At 51.0% G+C, this 18,329-nt stretch carries 18 protein-coding genes; 17 read left to right on the top strand and 1 reads right to left on the bottom strand.

The window, feature by feature from the left end; genetic code table 11:
- Positions 1 to 157 precede the first annotated feature (157 nt).
- Positions 158 to 349: a Z-ring formation inhibitor MciZ gene (gene mciZ, locus Psfp_RS01810; protein WP_134216849.1), complete on the bottom strand. Its 192-nt coding sequence runs from the start codon at positions 347 to 349 to the stop codon at positions 158 to 160.
- A 184-nt stretch (positions 350 to 533) separates the two neighbouring features.
- On the opposite strand from mciZ, the gene spoIIM reads away from it, so the two are divergent.
- The 17 genes from spoIIM to Psfp_RS01725 all read left to right on the top strand — a co-directional run bounded on the left by spoIIM (position 534) and on the right by Psfp_RS01725 (position 18,170).
- Positions 534 to 1,163 (top strand): stage II sporulation protein M, encoded by a 630-nt coding sequence (gene spoIIM / locus Psfp_RS01805; RefSeq protein ID WP_192895229.1) that lies wholly within the window; start codon positions 534 to 536, stop codon positions 1,161 to 1,163.
- Between the two features lie 86 nt (positions 1,164 to 1,249).
- On the top strand, positions 1,250 to 2,137 hold the full coding sequence (gene xerD / locus Psfp_RS01800; protein ID WP_134216847.1) for a site-specific tyrosine recombinase XerD: 888 nt from the start codon (positions 1,250 to 1,252) through the stop codon (positions 2,135 to 2,137).
- Between the two features lie 30 nt (positions 2,138 to 2,167).
- Positions 2,168 to 3,349, top strand: a complete 1,182-nt coding sequence (locus Psfp_RS01795) for a phosphopentomutase (RefSeq protein WP_134216846.1) — start codon at positions 2,168 to 2,170, stop codon at positions 3,347 to 3,349.
- Between the two features lie 44 nt (positions 3,350 to 3,393).
- A complete protein-coding gene (locus Psfp_RS01790; protein ID WP_134216845.1) occupies positions 3,394 to 4,695 on the top strand; it encodes a pyrimidine-nucleoside phosphorylase in 1,302 nt (433 codons plus the stop codon).
- Between the two features lie 195 nt (positions 4,696 to 4,890).
- Positions 4,891 to 6,066 (top strand): D-alanyl-D-alanine carboxypeptidase family protein, encoded by a 1,176-nt coding sequence (locus Psfp_RS01785; protein WP_134216844.1) that lies wholly within the window; start codon positions 4,891 to 4,893, stop codon positions 6,064 to 6,066.
- A 134-nt stretch (positions 6,067 to 6,200) separates the two neighbouring features.
- Complete coding sequence (gene spoIIAA / locus Psfp_RS01780) at positions 6,201 to 6,572, top strand: anti-sigma F factor antagonist (RefSeq protein ID WP_243120424.1); 372 nt, start codon at positions 6,201 to 6,203, stop codon at positions 6,570 to 6,572.
- Between the two features lie 15 nt (positions 6,573 to 6,587).
- Complete coding sequence (gene spoIIAB, locus Psfp_RS01775; RefSeq protein ID WP_134216843.1) at positions 6,588 to 7,037, top strand: anti-sigma F factor; 450 nt, start codon at positions 6,588 to 6,590, stop codon at positions 7,035 to 7,037.
- A gap of 18 nt (positions 7,038 to 7,055) precedes the next feature.
- Positions 7,056 to 7,835 carry an RNA polymerase sporulation sigma factor SigF gene (gene sigF / locus Psfp_RS01770; RefSeq protein ID WP_190238875.1) on the top strand — a complete coding sequence of 260 codons (780 nt, stop codon included), beginning with the start codon at positions 7,056 to 7,058 and terminating at the stop codon, positions 7,833 to 7,835.
- Between the two features lie 162 nt (positions 7,836 to 7,997).
- On the top strand, positions 7,998 to 8,192 hold the full coding sequence (locus Psfp_RS01765; RefSeq protein ID WP_134216841.1) for a dodecin family protein: 195 nt from the start codon (positions 7,998 to 8,000) through the stop codon (positions 8,190 to 8,192).
- Positions 8,193 to 8,656: 464 nt separating this feature from the next.
- Entirely contained in the window at positions 8,657 to 9,265 is a 609-nt protein-coding gene (locus Psfp_RS01760; protein WP_134216840.1) for a stage V sporulation protein AE, read from the top strand.
- A gap of 81 nt (positions 9,266 to 9,346) precedes the next feature.
- Positions 9,347 to 10,333: an acyl-CoA dehydratase activase-related protein gene (locus tag Psfp_RS01755; RefSeq protein WP_134216839.1), complete on the top strand. Its 987-nt coding sequence runs from the start codon at positions 9,347 to 9,349 to the stop codon at positions 10,331 to 10,333.
- A 32-nt stretch (positions 10,334 to 10,365) separates the two neighbouring features.
- Positions 10,366 to 11,343: an acyl-CoA dehydratase activase gene (locus Psfp_RS01750; protein ID WP_134216838.1), complete on the top strand. Its 978-nt coding sequence runs from the start codon at positions 10,366 to 10,368 to the stop codon at positions 11,341 to 11,343.
- Positions 11,344 to 11,486: 143 nt separating this feature from the next.
- Positions 11,487 to 12,842: a TrpB-like pyridoxal phosphate-dependent enzyme gene (locus Psfp_RS01745; RefSeq protein ID WP_134216837.1), complete on the top strand. Its 1,356-nt coding sequence runs from the start codon at positions 11,487 to 11,489 to the stop codon at positions 12,840 to 12,842.
- Between the two features lie 231 nt (positions 12,843 to 13,073).
- A complete protein-coding gene (locus tag Psfp_RS01740) occupies positions 13,074 to 15,713 on the top strand; it encodes a CBS domain-containing protein (RefSeq protein ID WP_134216836.1) in 2,640 nt (879 codons plus the stop codon).
- Positions 15,706 to 16,332 (top strand): site-2 protease family protein, encoded by a 627-nt coding sequence (locus Psfp_RS01735; protein WP_134216835.1) that lies wholly within the window; start codon positions 15,706 to 15,708, stop codon positions 16,330 to 16,332. Before Psfp_RS01740 ends, Psfp_RS01735 begins: the two co-directional genes overlap by 8 nt.
- A gap of 32 nt (positions 16,333 to 16,364) precedes the next feature.
- Positions 16,365 to 17,339, top strand: a complete 975-nt coding sequence (gene trpS / locus Psfp_RS01730) for a tryptophan--tRNA ligase (protein WP_134216834.1) — start codon at positions 16,365 to 16,367, stop codon at positions 17,337 to 17,339.
- A 150-nt stretch (positions 17,340 to 17,489) separates the two neighbouring features.
- The gene (locus Psfp_RS01725) at positions 17,490 to 18,170 is read left to right on the top strand and encodes a DUF2953 domain-containing protein (protein ID WP_134216833.1); all 681 of its coding nucleotides are present in this window, start codon (positions 17,490 to 17,492) and stop codon (positions 18,168 to 18,170) included.
- Positions 18,171 to 18,329: the final 159 nt, after the last annotated feature.

The following is an 18,329-nucleotide window of genomic DNA, read 5'->3' as shown; positions in this document are numbered from 1 at the left end:
CATTAGGTCCCAAATTCGGCGCTGACACGCCGTGTGCGATTGAAATGGCGCCTACATCGCTAAGCATATTTTTATGATACGCGGCGCCGTGACAGCGGCATGTTAACTAAAACAACTAACCGGCAAATCATTGATATATTCTGCATTTAAATGTGCCTCAATTAAGATTATGAGTTATTAGTTCCTCAACGGTCCGGTACCTGCTGGCATAGGTCTTAAGCAGGCGCCGGATTTCTTTTGGCTTGCCGCAAAGAAAAACTCCTCCTTTTTGAACGTAAAGTCTTACCCCGGAAGACTCCTCAGCCCCTATGTGTTGACAAACATTATTTATACCTGCGCGTCTTGCCATGGATTGTTGCTCCCTTCCTAACTTGTCCTTTAAACATATGAAAGACAGCAAGAAGTTATGAGCTTTTCGTTTTGTCAGGCAGGTTATAAAGAAGGAGCCTGAGCAAAATTGCTCTCAGGCTATTCATAAAGGGGATGTCCCGGCCATAAAAATAATCAGGAACAGGACGGGGGGGGGCTGGAAGGTGCTTAAATCGCTGCGGGGCTTTTGGGGCAACTCGCTACGTTACAGCTGGCCTGCCTATTTAATTGTGGTGGGGGTATTTGCTTGTGGGATCATCACAGGCGCCATGGGTGTTAAAGGAATCCCGTTTGAACAGGCTCAGGAACTAAAAACTTACCTGGACCAGTTCCTGCAGCAGGCGGGGATGATGGAAGTGGATAATACCGGCGTTCTAAGGGATGTAATGTACAACGACCTGGTTCTCATTTTGGAAGTATATCTCCTGGGTTTGACCGTTATCGGCATTCCGGTTATGCTGGGAATTATCTTTACCCGCGGCTTTGTTCTGGGATATTGTGTCGCTTTCTTAACCAACTCAAAAAGCCTGCAGGGGATGGCGCTGACTTGCGCGGCTATCCTGCCCCAGAATATTATCCTGGTCCCGGCGCTGCTAATGGGCGGCGTTGCTTCACTATGCTTTGCCCTGTTGCTCGTCAAGCGTTTTTATAACTCAAAAACAGTAATATGGCCGAGTTTTGTTATTTACAGCGGGTTGATGTGCCTTGTTCTGGCTGTTTCGGCCGGGGCCGGCCTGGTAGAAGTATACCTGACGCCGCTCCTGGTCAAACTCACCGCCGCCTACCTGCTGTAGCGGTTTGTTCGTATTTATAAAAGGATTATATGGCTGGATGTGGAAATAGAGTCTTGCAAAAGACTTTATTTTTTTGGGGTATTTAAATGGAAAAATTTCTCGAAGAATTTATCTATCATCTGTCAGTTGAACGGGGGCTTGCAGCAAATACGCTGGTATCTTACCGGACCGATTTAAAAGCTTATATCGCCTTTTGCCGCAAGTATAGTTTGGTGACCATGGAGCAGGCCGGGAAAGACGCGATTATGTCATACCTCTTCCAACTGCAATTGGACGGGCGCTCGCCGGCTACCATATCCCGTCATTTGGCGGCTATTAAATCATACTACCGTTTTGCATTAAATGAGGGGGTCGTCAGCAAGGATCCCTCTCAGGAGCTGGAATCACCAAAGCCGGCCCAGAGGCTGCCCAGGGTCCTGACCATAGAAGAAGTGGACCTTTTACTGAGCCAGCCCAATATCGGGGAGCCTGCGGGTTTGCGGGACAAGGCCATGCTGGAGCTCCTTTACGCCACCGGGCTGCGGGTATCTGAACTGGTTTCCCTCGACCTCACCAACCTCAACCTTGATAACGGCTTTATCCGTTGTTTCGGCAAGGGGTCCAAAGAGCGGGTAATCCCGCTGGGTGATGTCGCAGCCCGCTTTCTCAGGGAATACCTGGGGCGCGGCAGGCGCAAACTAGAAAAATCCGGAAAGGTCTCCGCGCTTTTCGTCAACCACCGCGGTCAGAGGTTGACCAGGCAGGGATTTTGGAAAATTATTAAAAAGTACGCCCTCAAGGCCAAAATTAATACTGTCATAACCCCGCACACACTGAGGCATTCCTTCGCCACACACCTGTTGGAAAATGGCGCCGATATCCGTTCGGTCCAGGAAATGCTGGGGCATACTGATATCAGCACCACTCAGATTTATACTCACCTCACCAAAAAAAGGGTCAGGGAGATTTACAACCGCAGTCATCCCAGGGCCTGAACAGGTGGGAGAAATACACGCTAAAGGGGGTTGTCACCCGAATTGAAAAGAGTTGCCTTAGTTGTATTGGACAGCGTTGGGGTAGGGGAACTGCCGGATGCCGGCAAATATGGAGATACCGGCAGCAACACGCTATGCCATATCGCCAGGTCTGTGGGAGGATTGCGCCTGCCCAATCTGGCCGGCCTGGGCCTGGGAAATATTATTCATATAGCGGGGGTTCCTCCGGCAAAAAACCCGGCAGCGTCTTTCGGCCGGATGGCCGAGTTGTCACCGGGCAAAGATACCACGACAGGCCACTGGGAACTATCCGGTTTAATCCTGGAGCGGCCATTTCCTGTTTACCCTGGCGGTTTTCCCCCTGAGCTGATTAGAACTTACGAGGAACGCATAGGACGCAAAGTCCTTGGCAACAAGGTTGCCTCCGGCACAGCGATCATCGAAGAACTTGGTGAACAGCACATGGCGACAGGTTTACCCATCGTCTATACCTCAGCCGACAGCGTATTCCAGATAGCCGCACACGAGGAGATCATACCGCTGGAAGAATTGTACCGGATTTGCCGTATTGCGCGGGAGCTGCTAACCGGGGAGCATGCCGTGGGCAGGGTGATCGCCAGGCCTTTCACCGGTGGACCGGGGAATTTTAAAAGGACGATGAACCGGCATGACTTTTCATTAAAACCACCGGGCCAAACAGTGCTGAACCTGCTTAAAGATAACGGCATCCCCGTCATTGCTATCGGTAAAATCCGTGACATTTTCGATGGAGAGGGGATTACCGATTCCATTCCGACCAAAGGAAACACGGATGGCATGGAGCAGATCATAAATATGCTTAACTCGGTTGCAGGCGGGCTGATTTTTGCCAACCTGGTTGACTTTGATATGCTTTACGGCCATCGCAATAACCCGCGGGGCTACGCTGAGGCGCTGGAAGAGCTGGACCTGCGTTTACCGGGACTAATAAAACTACTGCGGGAAGAGGACGTGCTGATTATTACGGCGGACCACGGTTGTGACCCCACCACCCCGTCCACGGACCACTCCAGGGAGTACGTACCCCTCCTCGTTTACGGCAAAACGCTGCGCGGCGGGATAGATTTCGGGGTAAGGGAAACCTTCGCGGATGTGGCGGCCACCATAGCCGACAGCTTTGGCCTGAAATATTCTGCCGGTACAAGCTTTTGGCCGCAAATAAGCGCGCATTGAAAAAGCTGGCCGTCAAAGCAGAGCAGTAATATGGGGGTAATGCGATGAGGATGGTTGACCTGATCCAAAAAAAGAAGCAGGGTGGAAAATTAACCAGGGATGAAATTAACTTCATCATTTCCGGCTACACTTCCGGAGAAGTGCCTGACTATCAGATGTCAGCCTTACTCATGGCGATATACTTCAAGGGTATGGATAAAGAAGAAATCGCCAACCTGACCCTTGCTTATGTTGATTCGGGAGATAAGCTTGATCTGACGGCAATCAAAGGAATAAAAGTTGATAAACATTCGACCGGCGGCGTTGGCGACAAGGTCAGCCTGGTCATTATCCCCCTGGTCGCAGCCGCGGGAATACCGGTTGCAAAAATGTCCGGCAGGGGTTTGGGTCACACAGGGGGGACTATTGACAAGCTGGAGGCAATTGCCGGATTTAACACCAACCTCCCGGGCGACAAATTCATTTCAAATGTGAATGCCTACAAAATGGCTATTGCCGGTCAAAGCGCCGACTTGACTCCTGCCGACAAGAAGATATATGCCTTGCGGGACGTTACCGCGACAGTGGACAGTATCCCTTTGATCGCGAGCTCGGTAATGAGTAAGAAGATAGCATCCGGCGCCGACGCCATTGTCCTGGACGTTAAGGTCGGGTCCGGAGCTTTTATGAAGTCAATCGATGAAGCTAAGGAACTCGCCCTGACTATGGTTGAAATAGGCAAATCGCTTAACAGAAAGACAATAGCTGTTATTACGGATATGAGCCAGCCTTTAGGCAATGAGGTCGGTAACGCCAATGAAGTTAAGGAAGCAATAGAAGCGCTGGCGGGGAAAGGCGCAAAGGATTTAACCGCTGTAGCGCTTACCATAGCGGCTCACATGACTGTGTTGGGCGGCGCTTTTCCTGATTTTGAACATGCTTATAATGAGCTGGAACGATATATTATGTCCGGTAAGGCTATTGAAAAGTTCAAACAGTTTGTTGAAATCCAAGGGGGCAATCCCGGATTTATAGATAACCCTGCTAGTCTTCCCAAAGCGAAGAAGCATATCGAAGTGAAAGCTTTAAAATCAGGTTATGTGGCGGCAATCAACGCTGAAGCCATAGGAGTTGCGGCGATGCTCCTTGGAGCAGGCCGGGAAAAAAAGGACGACCGCATTGATTACTCCGCCGGATTGACCATGGTTAAAAAAATAGGTGAGTATGTCAGAGCCGGTGATACAATCTGTATATTGCACTCTAACCTTGATGAGCATGAAGAAGCCGAAGCTATGGTAATGGACGCATATTCATTCAGTGATAGTCAGCCAAGCCCGATTCATTTTGTATATGATGTGGTGCAATAAAATTGCCTGTTACAGCACGAGTCGCCTCGCATATGCGCGGGGTGTTTTTTTATGTGTTAATGAGTTACCACGCATAACTTTAAAACAAGGAAACATAATACAAACAACCCCGGTACAAGCGAAGATGATAGCGTTTCCATAGAACCACCTGGAAGAATTTGGAGAAACTGAAATATCGATTGGGGGTAAGCTTTTATGTCCTGGCAAAAAACCAAGTTAATCCTGTTGTTTGCATGGCTTCTTGCCGTTTTTACTGGTTGTCCGTTGGCTTTTGCCGCCGAACTGGCGGCAAAAGCCAATGAACCCGCTAAAGGAACCCTGAAAACAACAGCCGAAGCGGCCGTGCTGCTTGAGCCCTATTCCAATAAAATTATCTATGAAAAGGAGCCGGACAAGCGGCTGCCCATGGCCAGCGTCACAAAGTTGATGACCCTGCTGCTGGCGACGGAAGCAGTGGAAGCGGGTGAGTTTAAGTTGACCGACCAGGTTGTGGCCAGTGAAAACGCCTGGGAAATGGGCGGGTCGCAGATTTATCTCGAACCTGGTGAAGAAATGAGCCTGTGGGACCTGCTCACAGCAGTAGGGCTGCAATCGGCTAACGACGCCAGCGTGGCTGTCGCTGAACACATTGCAGGGAGCGAAGAAGCTTTCGTAGAGGCCATGAACGATAAGGCCAAGTCCCTCGGACTGGAAAACACCCATTTCGTCAACTGCCACGGTCTTACCGCGGATGACCACTATACCAGCGCTCATGACCTGGCCGTGATCTTAAAAGCAGGGCTGGAAAACCCGCTTTTTAAAAAAATAACCGCGATGAAGGAACATGAACTGCGCGGCGGCGCCTTTAAATTATGGAACACCAACAAGATGCTCTGGTGGTACGATGGAGCCGACGCCGGCAAGACCGGTTGGACGGAGGCGGCAAAATACTGTCTGGCTTCCTCGGCGGAAAGAGACGGCCTCAGGCTGATCTGTGTTGTCCTGGGAACGGCTGAACCCAAAAGTCATTTCAATGAATCAACCAAAATTCTGGACTATGGATTTGCCCGTTATAAAGCGGTTAATATGGCCGAAAAGGGGACCAGCGTGGGCACTGTCAAGGTAAGTAAGGGGCAGTCCGCCAGTGTGGATGTCCTGACCTCGGAAAGGGCCGGCGTAGTAGTGCCAAAGGGTGAAGAAAAGGGGTTTGAGTCAAAGGTTGAACTGCCTGGATATATTAGCGCCCCGGTCTTGAAGGGCCAGGAAGTGGGGTCGTATGTCGTTACAAAGAAAGGACAGGAAGTCTTGCGGGTTAAACTCATAGCCAAAGATGACGTCCCCAAAGCCTCAATATTCCTTCAAATGAAAAGAGTAATCGACAGCGTTTATTAAAATCGGATATAGAGACGTCATGATCCACAGGTGATGTGTTAAATGAGCCGGCCGAAAAGCCTGCTCATTTTTCTTATCTCGAATCACAGCTTGCCTTTTGGTGATACATTTGGTAAGATTTAGCAGAAGGGTATATGCAATTAACTATTGAGAAAGGATTGGCGCCCGTGCTCTTGGATATTGAGTTTAAACAGGATACCCTGCTTGTCCGCCCGGGTGGCGAACTTGACCTTAGCGTAGCTGACTTTCTCCGAAATAACCTTGAAGAGTCTCTCGACCGGGAACCCGCCAGAAATATAGTTTTGAATCTATCGAAAGTATCATTTGTGGACAGTTCGGTACTGGGAGTATTTCTGGGCCGTTACAAGCGGGTTTCAAAAAACGGGGGTAGAGTTATCATTGTCTCACCTCAGCCTCAGGTTCGCAGAATCCTTGAATTGTCCGGTCTCTTCAGGATTATGGGCGAGTCTGACAGTGAAGCCGAGGCCCTGCGGAAACTAGGTTAGAGGAGGATTGAAACCATGCCGTTAAATAACCAGATGAAACTGGAATTTCTTAGCATACCGGCGAATATATCCTTTGCCAGGGCAACTGTCGCCGCTTTTGCCTCCCAGCTTGAATTTACCTTGAGCGACCTTGAGGAAGTTAAGGTCGCCGTATCAGAAGCGGTAAGCAATTCTATCATCCACGGCTACAGGAATGCCCCGGACAGGTTTATAAAGATCTATGCCGGACTGACGGAAAACACGCTTGAACTAAGCATAGAAGACGATGGCAGGGGAATAGAAGACATTGACAGGGCTCTGCAGCCGGCGTTTACCACAGACCCTGAACGACTGGGCCTCGGGTTTGTTTTTATGCAGTCTTTCATGGAGAACTTACAGGTCGATTCACTGCCGGGGCGTGGAACCATGGTCCGCATGAGTAGAAGAGTTGGCGCCGGGGCTGTCCAAAACAGCCGGGAACACTAAGCAGGAGTTGAACAAATAATGAGCAGCAGGTTGGTGGAAATGAACCTGCCACGCTTTCCCCTGTTGAAAGACAAGGAAATGAAAGAATTACTCCAGAAAGCCAAAAATGGTGACAGTTATGCCCGCGACAAGCTGGTCAACTGCAACCTCAAATTGGTATTTAACCTGGTCAAACGATTTCAGAACAGGGGCTATGAACTGGAAGACCTTTTTCAAATCGGTTGCATCGGGCTGATGAAGGCTATTGATAAATTTGACCTGGGATATGACGTTAAATTCTCAACTTACGCGGTACCTATGATAGTTGGAGAAATCAGGCGGTTCTTAAGAGATGACAACCCGGTCAAGGTTAGCCGCTCGGTCAAAGAAACAGCTTATAAAATACAGCAAACAAGGGAACTGCTTACGGCCAGGCTGGGCAGGGAACCAACAATTGGCGAGATCGCAGGTGAACTGAGTCTTTCCAGAGAAGAAATTGTCAATGCCCTGGAAGCTGCGCAGACACCCGCTTCCATTTATGAGACCCTGCATCAGGATGACGGTGACCCGATCTACCTGCTTGACCAGTTGAAGGACAGTGAAGACGGGGAAACACCCTGGCTTGAGAGCCTTTCGGTAAGCGAGCTTTTAGATAAACTGCCGGAAAGAGACAGGCAGATCATAACCTGGCGTTTTTTTGAGGATAAAACCCAGTCTGACATTGCCAGGCGGCTGAGTCTTTCACAGGTCCAGGTCTCGAGGCTGGAAAGACAGGCCTTGAAAAAAATTAAGGACCTGATGGATGACAGTGGTGAATAGTCTCTCACAAGCGCCAAGGACGGGAACAGTTCCAAGGAAAGGTTTGTAGATATACTGAGGCTCCGTAAAGGGCCTTTTTATTTTGCTCCTAAAAATTGTATAGATATCCGGTTGCTACACATAATATTACCGCTAAAGAAAAAACTTAAGGAGGAATAAACCATGCATGTTATAGTTTCAGAGTTGGTGGGGGAATCCCCCGATAGTTGGAAAGGCGCCGTCCAGTCTGCTATCAGCGAAGCGTCACGTACAGTGAAGAATATCGTAGCTGTTGAAATCGTGAACTTCACCGCCAATGTTGAGAACGGCCGTCTTGTTGAATACAAAGCCAATGTAAAAATAGCGCATACCGAATAGGTACATTATTGAAGAACTAATATGAAACACATCTTGACGCGGGCGTGGAATGCTGCCATTAACTTAAATTGTTACGCAATGCAAATTTGAATGAAATCGAACCAGATTAAAACAGCGCAAGGGTTTTACGTGTGAGTGAGATGTATTGACAAAGAAGGGTTCGGGTATATCCCCGAACTCTTCTTAAATTATAAATCAGGCCTCCCCAGTCTGTTCTCAATGACCAACTAAAGGAGGCTTATCATGGAGGGACACGGGACACAGGGACAGGTACCCTGTCCCAAGTCAACAAGTCAACAACAATAAATAAAGAGGGACAAGGTACCTGTCCCTGTGTCCCTGAGTTCTGTTGTCTGCATAAGGTTTAACCTGCAGGGAAGTATAACGAAAGGTCATATATTGATCAGCGACATTATCGGTTATTCGGCTATCCGGCGCTGACTTTTTAAGACCTAGAGGACAATATGGACAATCTTTCTGAGTGCAAAAGAAAAGTCATCCTTGTTACCGATGGAGACCGCATCGCCAAGAGGGCGGTGGAAGTGGCGGCTAAAAACATCGGCGCCCGCTGCATTTCAGCCTCAGCCGGGAATCCGACCAGGCGGTCCGGAAAGGAACTGGTGGAAATGATTAAACAGGCCCCCAATGACCCGGTCGTGGTTATGCTTGATGACCGCGGGTTCAACGGCGCGGGGCGTGGCGAGGAGGCACTGGCTTTTATCACTGCTCATCCTGAGATACAGGTGCTTGGGGTGTTGGCGGTCGCCTCCAACACGGAAAACGTATCCGGCTGTACGGTAGACGCTTCTATAACCAACTCCGGAAAGGTTATTGAAGGCGCAGTCGATAAAAGTGGGAAACCTAAACATGATCCGCAGGAAGGTGATACTGTCGAAATAATCGATAAGCTTAACCTGCCCCTGGTGATCGGCATCGGCGATATAGGCAAAATGGACGGCGCTGATGACGCAGGAAAGGGCGCGCCGCTAACAACAAGGGCTTTTCAGACTATAATCGAGAAAAGCGGTTTTGCACAAGACCTTGCTGTACTACAACCGGACGGCGCCTTGTAATAAAATCCCTGCAAATGGGGATACTTCACACCAGGCTGGTTATTTTTTTTGCCCAAAACACACTGGACGGAGGAATATACCGTGCCTTTAAAGGTTGGTATTCCAAGGGCTCTTCTTTATTATTACTACTACCCGATGTGGCGGGTCTTTTTTCAAGAACTGGGGGCCGAGGTAGTGCTCTCACAACCTTCCAACAAGGGGCTCCTGGCAAACGGGCTGAAAAACGCCGTTGATGAAGTATGCCTGCCGGTTAAACTGGCCTACGGTCATGTCCTGGACCTCGCAGGTAAGTCGGACCTCCTTTTTTTGCCCCGGATGGTCAGCATCGGGAGGCGTGAGTACATTTGCCCGAAATTCCTGGGTTTCCCGGATATGATCAGGCGGATCAAGGGACTTCCCAAATTGATTGACACCAATATCAATCTTTATAAAAGCAGTATGGAAATCTACCGGGCGGCACATGAGGTGGGGAAATTATTCAGCGGCAGCAGCTACAAAATATGGATGGCTTTCTTACGGTCGGTCAAGGCGCATAATCAGTACTGTAAGCTTCTTCAGATGGGGTTGATGCCGACCGAGGCCATGGCTATTCTGGAGGACCGGGTTGAAAATTTACCCCTTCCTGAACCGGAGGATTCCTTTAAAGTAGCTTTAATCGGCCATCCCTACAATATCTATGACACCTACATCAACATGAACATTATCAAGAGACTGAAAGAAATGGGGGCAAGCATCGTAACAGCGGAGTTTCTGCCGGACCACGCCGTTAACTGCGCTTCCCGCTGTCTGCCCAAAAAACTGTTCTGGACGCTGGGCCAGCGCATGGCGGGAGCGGCCTTTAATTATATGAAACGTCCGGATGTGGCAGGGCTTGTGCATATAGCGGCGTTCGGTTGCGGCCCCGATTCTATGACGGGGGAATTAATTGAACGGAGCGCTCGCTCAAATGGTGTTCCTTTTTTAAATATTACTCTGGATGAACATACCGGAGAAGCCGGTCTCTTAACCAGGCTGGAAGCATTTATGGACATGTTGCGCTGGAGGAAAGCCGGAGCAATCTCTATGTAAAAGGAAAAAAGATATTCGGGAGGGCGTAAGTTATGAAGGGTTTTTTGGGTATAGACGTCGGCTCGGTTAGTACCAATATTGTCTTTTTAGACGAGGGAGGCATGGTTGTCGAGGATATCTATCTAAGGACCCAGGGGCAGCCTATCGCCACCGTTCAGGCCGGTTTAAAAAAACTTGGCGCCCGGCTTCCCTCCGGCACAATTGTCAGGGGGGTTGGCACAACCGGCAGCGGAAGGCATCTGGCAGGCCTTATCGTAGGCGCCGACGCCGTAAAGAACGAAATCACCGCCCACGCTGTGGCAGCCTCCTCACTGGCGCCTGGCGTTCAGACCATACTGGAAATCGGCGGCCAGGACTCCAAAATTATTATCCTGCGCAATGGAGTCGTCAATGACTTTGCCATGAATACTGTATGTGCCGCCGGTACCGGTTCTTTTCTCGACCAGCAGGCGGCGCGTCTGAACATACCGATTGAGAAATTTGGGGAGTACGCCTTGCTGGCCAGGGCTCCTGTGCGTATCGCCGGCAGGTGCGCGGTGTTTGCCGAGTCCGACATGATCCACAAACAGCAGATGGGCTGCAGCTTGCCGGATATTTTAGCCGGTCTCTGCGAGGCTCTGGTCAGAAACTACCTCAACAACCTGGGAAAAGGCAAAGAAATCCTGGCGCCGGTAGTATTCCAGGGAGGGGTAGCCGCCAATGTCGGGATGGTAAGGGCTTTTGAGAAAGCCCTGGACCTTTCAGTCCAGGTGCCGCCTTATTTTAACGTTATGGGCGCGGTTGGCGCCGCCATACTTGCCAGGGAAGCTGTAGCCAGGAAAGGTACCAGCCTTTTTAAAGGCTTTGGGGTGGCTGATACCAGTTTTCGCGCCGGTAGTTTTGAGTGCTCCGGTTGCGCCAACTTGTGCGAAGTGGTGGAGATAGCGGAAAACAATAATATTTTAGCGCGCTGGGGCGACCGCTGTGGTAAGTGGAGCAGTACGGCCGGCCGGGAGGAAAAAATTAGCTAGAACAACCATGTTAATTATGCGCCGGCAGAAATGAAAATGTATTTTCATGGTAACATACCCTTGCGCCGGTACAGCCCAATACGATAAAATGGTTTTGGCTGTCGCCATAAATATTTCAAGAGATGAGAGGAGAGCAAGAAGAGATGAGTGAAATCAAAGTGCTGTTAACCGAGAAAGAGATGCCCAGGGCCTGGTACAATATTCAGGCGGATATGCCAAATAAGCCCAAACCGCCGTTGAACCCGGCCACAAAAGAGCCTATAGCTCCGCAGGATTTAACACCCATCTTTCCGCTTGAACTGATTAAACAGGAGGCAAGCGAGGAGCGCTGGATTGAGATCCCCGATGAGGTGATGGAGATCTACAAGCTCTGGAGGCCTTCACCTCTCTGTCGCGCGCGTCGCCTGGAAAAAGCCCTGGATACCCCTGCCAAAATCTATTACAAATATGAGGGAGCAAGCCCGGCGGGAAGCCACAAACTCAACACGGCCGTTCCCCAGGCCTATTATAATAAAAAAGAGGGGATTAAGCGGCTGGCTACTGAAACCGGCGCCGGCCAGTGGGGAGTCGCTTTATCTCAGGCCTGCAACTTCTTTGGCATGGAATGCACCGTGTATATGGTAAAAGTCAGCTATCACCAGAAGCCCTACCGGCGTTCACTGATGCATGTCTTCGGCTCGGAGGTAATTGCAAGCCCCAGCGACCGCACCAATTCAGGCAGGGAAATTTTAAAAAAGGATCCCGAATCATTGGGCAGCCTGGGTATAGCCATCAGTGAAGCGGTTGAGGACGCGGCCGGGCGCGATGATACCAACTACGCGCTGGGCAGTGTTTTAAACCACGTTCTTTTACATCAAACCGTCATCGGCCTGGAGGCCAGGGAACAGTTGGCCAAGGTGGATAACTACCCGGACGTTGTCATTGCCTGTTGCGGTGGCGGCAGCAATTTCGGTGGGGCGACTTTCCCTTTTGCCTATGATAAAATTGTTAAAGGCGCCAAAGTAAAGTTGCTGGCAGTGGAACCAAGCGCCTGTCCGACTCTTACCAGGGGGCGCTTTGGCTATGATTACGGTGATGTGGCCGGTTTCACCCCGCTTCTGTCCATGTATACTTTAGGCACAGAGTTCATGCCGCCCGGTATTCACGCCGGAGGCCTGCGCTACCACGGCGAATCGCCACTGGTAAGCCAGCTGGTGCATGACGGTATTGCCGAGGCCGTGGCTTACGGGCAAACAGCGGTATTTGATTCGGGGGTCCTTTTTGCCAGGTGCGAGGGTATAGTGCCGGCTCCGGAATCATCACACGCCATCCATGCCGCGGTAGAAGAGGCATTAGCCGCCAGGGAGGCTGGAGAGTCCAGGACTGTCCTGTTCAACTTGAGCGGTCATGGCCTGCTGGACCTGCCCTCATATGACGCATATATGGAAGGGAACCTGGTAGATTACCCGCTTCCGGAGGAAAATCTTAAAAAGGCGCTGGAAAAGCTGCCAAAAATTTAAAACGAAAAAGAGGGTTGTCAGCTTTCCCGGCGCCGACCCTCTTTTTTTCGCATACGGAGCAATGCGCCATTAAATGTTGGCGAGAATTCATTCGCCCTTGCCACAGCAATGAGACAACCAGGTCAGCAGAACCTGAGCGCCCATAGGGCGCTTTTAAATACATCCGGCAGTATGATATAATATAAAAACGTATTATTTTGGAAAAGGTTGTTTAGCGGAGGCCTCCCGGCAGTGGATATAATTACGACTCATACCAATGCCGATCTCGATGCCCTGGCTTCGATGGTGGCGGCACAAAAACTGTATCCCGGCTCCATTATGGTCTTTCCCGGGGCGCTCCTGAAAAACGTTGAGGAGTTTATGGCCCTGCATAAGGATACCATCTATGTCAGGGCCATCCGGGATATCGCGCCTGAACTGGTGGAAAAGCTCATTCTTGTTGACACCAAAACACCCTCCCGCCTTGGCAAACTAGCTTACCTCCTGGATAGACCCGGTGTCGAGGTGCATATTTACGACCACCACCCCCGCAGTGAGGGGGACGCCACGGGCAGGTTTGAGGTCGTTGAGATGGTTGGGGCGACCACAACCCTGCTGGTAGAAAAAATCAGGGAAAAGCGCCTTCAGATAACACCGGTGGAGGCAACTGTCCTGGCCCTGGGCATTTATGAAGATACCGGGTCTCTTGTCTTTTCCAATACCACCCCCAGGGATGCGGAAGCGGTGGCTTATACCCTGGCCAACGGGGCCAATCTTGCCGTGGTCGCAAACTTCCTGTGGCGCCCTTTGACGGAGGAACAAAGAGGACTGTTGAAAGCTCTGCTGGTTTCGGCTGAGAGGTATAATATCAACGGAATCAAGTTTCTAATTGCAGAGGCGGACCTGGACCAATTTGTGGGAGGCCTGGACCTGCTGACTCACAAGCTGGTCGATTTTGCCAACCTTGAAGCTGTTTTCACGGTGGTCAAGATGGACGGCTGTGTCCACGTTGTCGCCCGCAGCAGCGTGCCCGAAGTAAGCGTTAAAGATATCCTTGGTATGCTGGGCGGCGGGGGACACCCCGCGGCGGCGTCGGCTGTCATCAAAAATTCGCAGGTGGCGGATGTGGTAAAACTTCTCCTGGCTGCGATCAGGCAGAAGGTAAAACCACCCGTTAGCGTGGCAGACATTATGTCCAGCCCGGTAAAGACAGTGGCGCCGGAAACCGTGATTGAAGAAGCGGGGCGAATTATGCTGCGCTACGGTCATACCGGGTTGCCTGTAATAAAAGATGAGCAAGTTGTGGGAGTTATTTCCCGGCGTGATGTGGAAAAAGCAGTCCACCACGGTCTTGGGCATGCTCCCGTTAAAGGATTCATGACCGGTAGCCTGGTGAGCGTCGGCCCGGAAGCTACGGTTGCCGCGGTTAGAGAGTTGATGATTGAGCACGACATCGGCCGGCTTCCGGTACTGCAAGAAGGAAAACTGGTCGGCATAGTATCGCGGACTGATGTGCTGCGGACGCTGCACGGTGATGTACAGTCAAAGCATTATAAGGTATATAGTGAAAAAAGCTTCAAATACCACTATAAAAACATACGCGAGCTGATCTATCGCAGTCTGCCGGAAGCATATATAACAATATTGGAACAAGTTGGAACAATAGCTAATGAATTGGGGTGCCGGGTCTTCGCCGCTGGAGGCATTGTCCGCGATCTGCTGCTGGGCGTAGAGAGCCTTGATCTCGACCTGGTGGTGGAAGGAGATGGGGTGGAAATGGCCCGCGCGCTTGGCCGGCGCTACGACGCCAGAGTACGTGTCCATCCCAAATTCCGCACCGCGACGGTCCTCTTTCCGGATGGCCGGCAGGTGGATGTGGCAACGGCCAGGGTGGAATTTTACCAACATCCCGCGGCCATGCCTCAAATTGAAACTTCGTCTCTGCACCAGGACCTTTACAGGCGCGACTTTACCATCAATGCCATGGCGGTTTCCTTAAACCAGAATGATTTTGGTGATATCATTGATTACTTCGGCGGCAGGGAGGACCTTGAACGCGGCCTGGTACGGGTACTGCACAACCTCAGCTTTGTAGAGGACCCAACCAGGCTGTTGCGGGGGGTAAGGTTTGAAAAGCGCTATGCCATGGACCTGGAACCTCAGACTTTTGCTTTGGCCAGGGAAGCTGTACGCAGCAAGATGCTGGAAAGGGTGGCTATGGAGCGGGTGTGGGAAGAATTAAAGCACATCCTTTCAGAGCCGCGGCCGGGGCTGGCCCTCTACCGGTTGAAAGAAATTGGGTTATGGGACTACCTCTTCCCGGGCGTCGACTATGAGCAAGTCCGGCAGGTACTGGATGAGCTGCCGCGCTCATTAAGAGTAATACATACCTGGGACCTGGCAGAACAGCTGGAACCCTGGCTTGCGTACCTCCTGGCGCTGCTGAGCCGCTCGGATGCTGACGCTGCAGGCGCTATATGCCGCCGCTATCATCTAGGCCAACGCTGGACCGGCAGGGTGCATGCAGGTCTGTCCGGGTGGCAGGACGTCGCTGATTCTTTACAGCGCGCTCAGCAGGTCCAGATGAGTGATCTGGCCAGGCGGTTGATGCCGCTGCCAGAGGAAGTATACCCGCTAATCTTGACCCGCCTTACCGGAAACGCTGCGAGGACACAATTGCGTCAGGTCCTCAGCGCTATTAACTACGACCAGCCTTCCATCACCGGAAAGGACCTGAGCGGCATGGGCTTCACGCCGGGGCCGGCTTTCAAGCTGGCGCTGGATGCCGTGTGGCAAGCCCGTTTGGACGGCCTGGTACGCACCAGGCAGGAAGAATTGAGCTATGCCAGGGAGTACCTGGCGGCTTACGAAGGAGTAATTAATAGTGTTTAATTTTCCCAGCCTGCATACCATTGCCTTGACCCTGCCCGCCATAATCATCGGGCTCACCTTCCACGAGTATGCCCACGGTTGGGTGGCTTACCGGCTTGGAGACAGGACGGCCGAAGCGCATGGCCGCCTTACAATTAACCCGGTGGCGCACCTGGACCCGGTTGGTTTTATTTTGCTCTTACTGGCCGGATTCGGCTGGGCCAAACCGGTACCGGTCAACCCGTACAACCTCAGGGGCGATATAAAACAGGGAATGCTGCTGGTATCCCTGGCCGGACCCGCCACGAACTTTCTCCTGGCCGTGGCTTCAGCGGTGATTTTAGGGTTGTTTGGGAGCATGCAAATCCCCTATTTTAATATCATCATGCAGTACGTGATCGTGATTAACGTGGTCCTGGCGATATTTAACCTCATCCCCATCCCGCCTCTGGATGGTTCCAAAATCCTGGCCGGTCTCTTGCCGGGCCGCCAGGACTGGCTGGACCAGCTTGAGGCTTACGGACCAATTTTGCTTATAGTCCTGGTTTTTTTCGGGTTTCGCTTTATATCCATTTTAATAAACCCTGTCGTAAATATCCTTATTTTGCTGGCAAATATTGTTGCGCAGCTGGTAAGGTAGGCAATAATTATTTTCAAAAGGAGGCTTTTTTTTTGCGCATTCTATCAGGAATCCAGCCCTCGGGTTCACTGCACCTGGGGAACTATTTCGGCATGATGAAAAGGATGGTGGATTACCAGGAGCATAACGAGCTGTTTTGCTTCATTGTTAATTATCATGCTCTGACCTCAGTCTTTGACAGTGATTTTTTACGCCGGCAAACTTATGGAGCAGTTTGTGACTTCCTTGCTCTGGGGCTTGACCCGGAGAAGTCGGTGTTCTGGGTACAGGGCGACGTCCCGGAAGTAACCGAGTTGACCTGGTTATTGTCCAACGTAACGGGCATGGGGCTTTTGGAGAGAAGTCACTCCTATAAAGATAAGACCGCTAAAGGGATTCCCGCCAGCCACGGTCTGTTCGCCTATCCTGTGCTCATGGCGGCCGATATTTTACTCTACGGCGCGGATAAAGTCCCGGTCGGCAAAGACCAGAAGCAGCACCTGGAGATTGCCAGAGATATCGCCATCCGTTTTAATAATACTTACGGAGATACTTTTGTGGTTCCGGAACCGGATATCGAAGAAGACTTTGCCACGGTACCGGGAGTTGACGGACAGAAAATGTCTAAATCCTACGGAAACGCCATAGAAATATTTGCCGATGAAAAAAGCATCCGGGAAAAAATCATGCGCATCAAAACGGATTCGACCCCGGTCGACCAGCCCAAGCCGTTGAAGGACAATATACTTTATGATTTGTACAGCCTCTTTCTGGATGAGAGAGACAGGGCTGCTCTCAAAGAACGTTTTCTGAACCCCGGTTTGCGTTACGGTGATTTAAAGAAAGAGCTCGTAGGCGTCATCTGGGAATATTTCACGCCCTACCGCAACGAGCGCCAAAGACTGGAGCGGGACAGGCAGTATGTCATCGACATCATGCGCGAGGGCGCCCGTAAGGCCAGGCAGGCTGCAGCTGTCTACCTGGATCGGGCGCGGCACAACGTTGGCCTGGACTACTGGTATAAATAGAAGACGTCCATGCTATATGGCGCTAGTTAATTTGATATGTAAACTACCCACCCGGCCGCCCTCAATTAAGAGGCGGCTTTGCTGCTAGATAAACAGTATTTGGTATATTACTGCTCTCATAAGGGAAAATAATGCAGGGGGTGGGAGTAAGTGGGCAGGACCCAGTTGGTAATGATCCTGGTTGGCACGTTTGCGCTGATCCTGTCCCTGACCAGTCTAAAAATGAGGCTGCAGTACCGGAGGCAGGGGAGGGACGACCATTTTGCTTTAAAGCTATCTCTTTGGCGCGGGTTAATCTCCTACAAAATGGAGATACCTGTGGTGAAAACAGAACTGAAGCCTGGTTTCCGGCCATGGCGCCGTCCATTGTGGCCACGGACGTTAAGGCCGGCCTTCAAAATAGAGGCGAAGGTGACGGGGAAAAACGACCCGGATCCAGTGGGGAAAATAGAGGCGGAAGAAGTGCTCGGCCTGAAGCGTATCCTTTTCATGATGAAAAAGGGTAAAATTTTTTTTGAGAACTACATGCCGGCAATCCGGTACTTGCTTGGGAAAGTATACTTGCGGCGTTTTCAATGGAGTACGGAATTTGGCATGGAGGAACCCCACGTGACCGGGTTCCTGGCAGGGCTGGCCGGGGGGGTGAAAGGGCTGCTCTTAGCCAAGCTTTACCGCGTTATACATTCCGGGGCCGCCAGACCTGCAGTGGTTATTACACCGAGATTTGAGAAGCCCTGCTTTACTACCAGGATTGACTGCGAACTTGATATCAAAGTCGGCCACATCTTTTTGACCGGCCTCAAGTTTGTCTTTATGAAGTTGAAGGGTTGAAAAATCTTGGATTAGGCATAGGAGTCTAAATGAATCGAGTAGGGTAGCGCCGCAGTAATTTTCTGCGGCGTTATCCCTCTCACAGAACCGGACTTACGGGCCTCGTATCCGGCTCCTGATAAACCTCAGTCACTTCTCCCAAAAGTGATGCAAAATGCC

This window comes from Pelotomaculum sp. FP, assembly GCF_004369245.1.
Lineage (GTDB): Bacteria > Bacillota > Desulfotomaculia > Desulfotomaculales > Pelotomaculaceae > Pelotomaculum_C > Pelotomaculum_C schinkii.
Note: the sequence above shows the minus strand (reverse complement) of the source record. Positions and strands in the feature narration are given on the sequence as shown.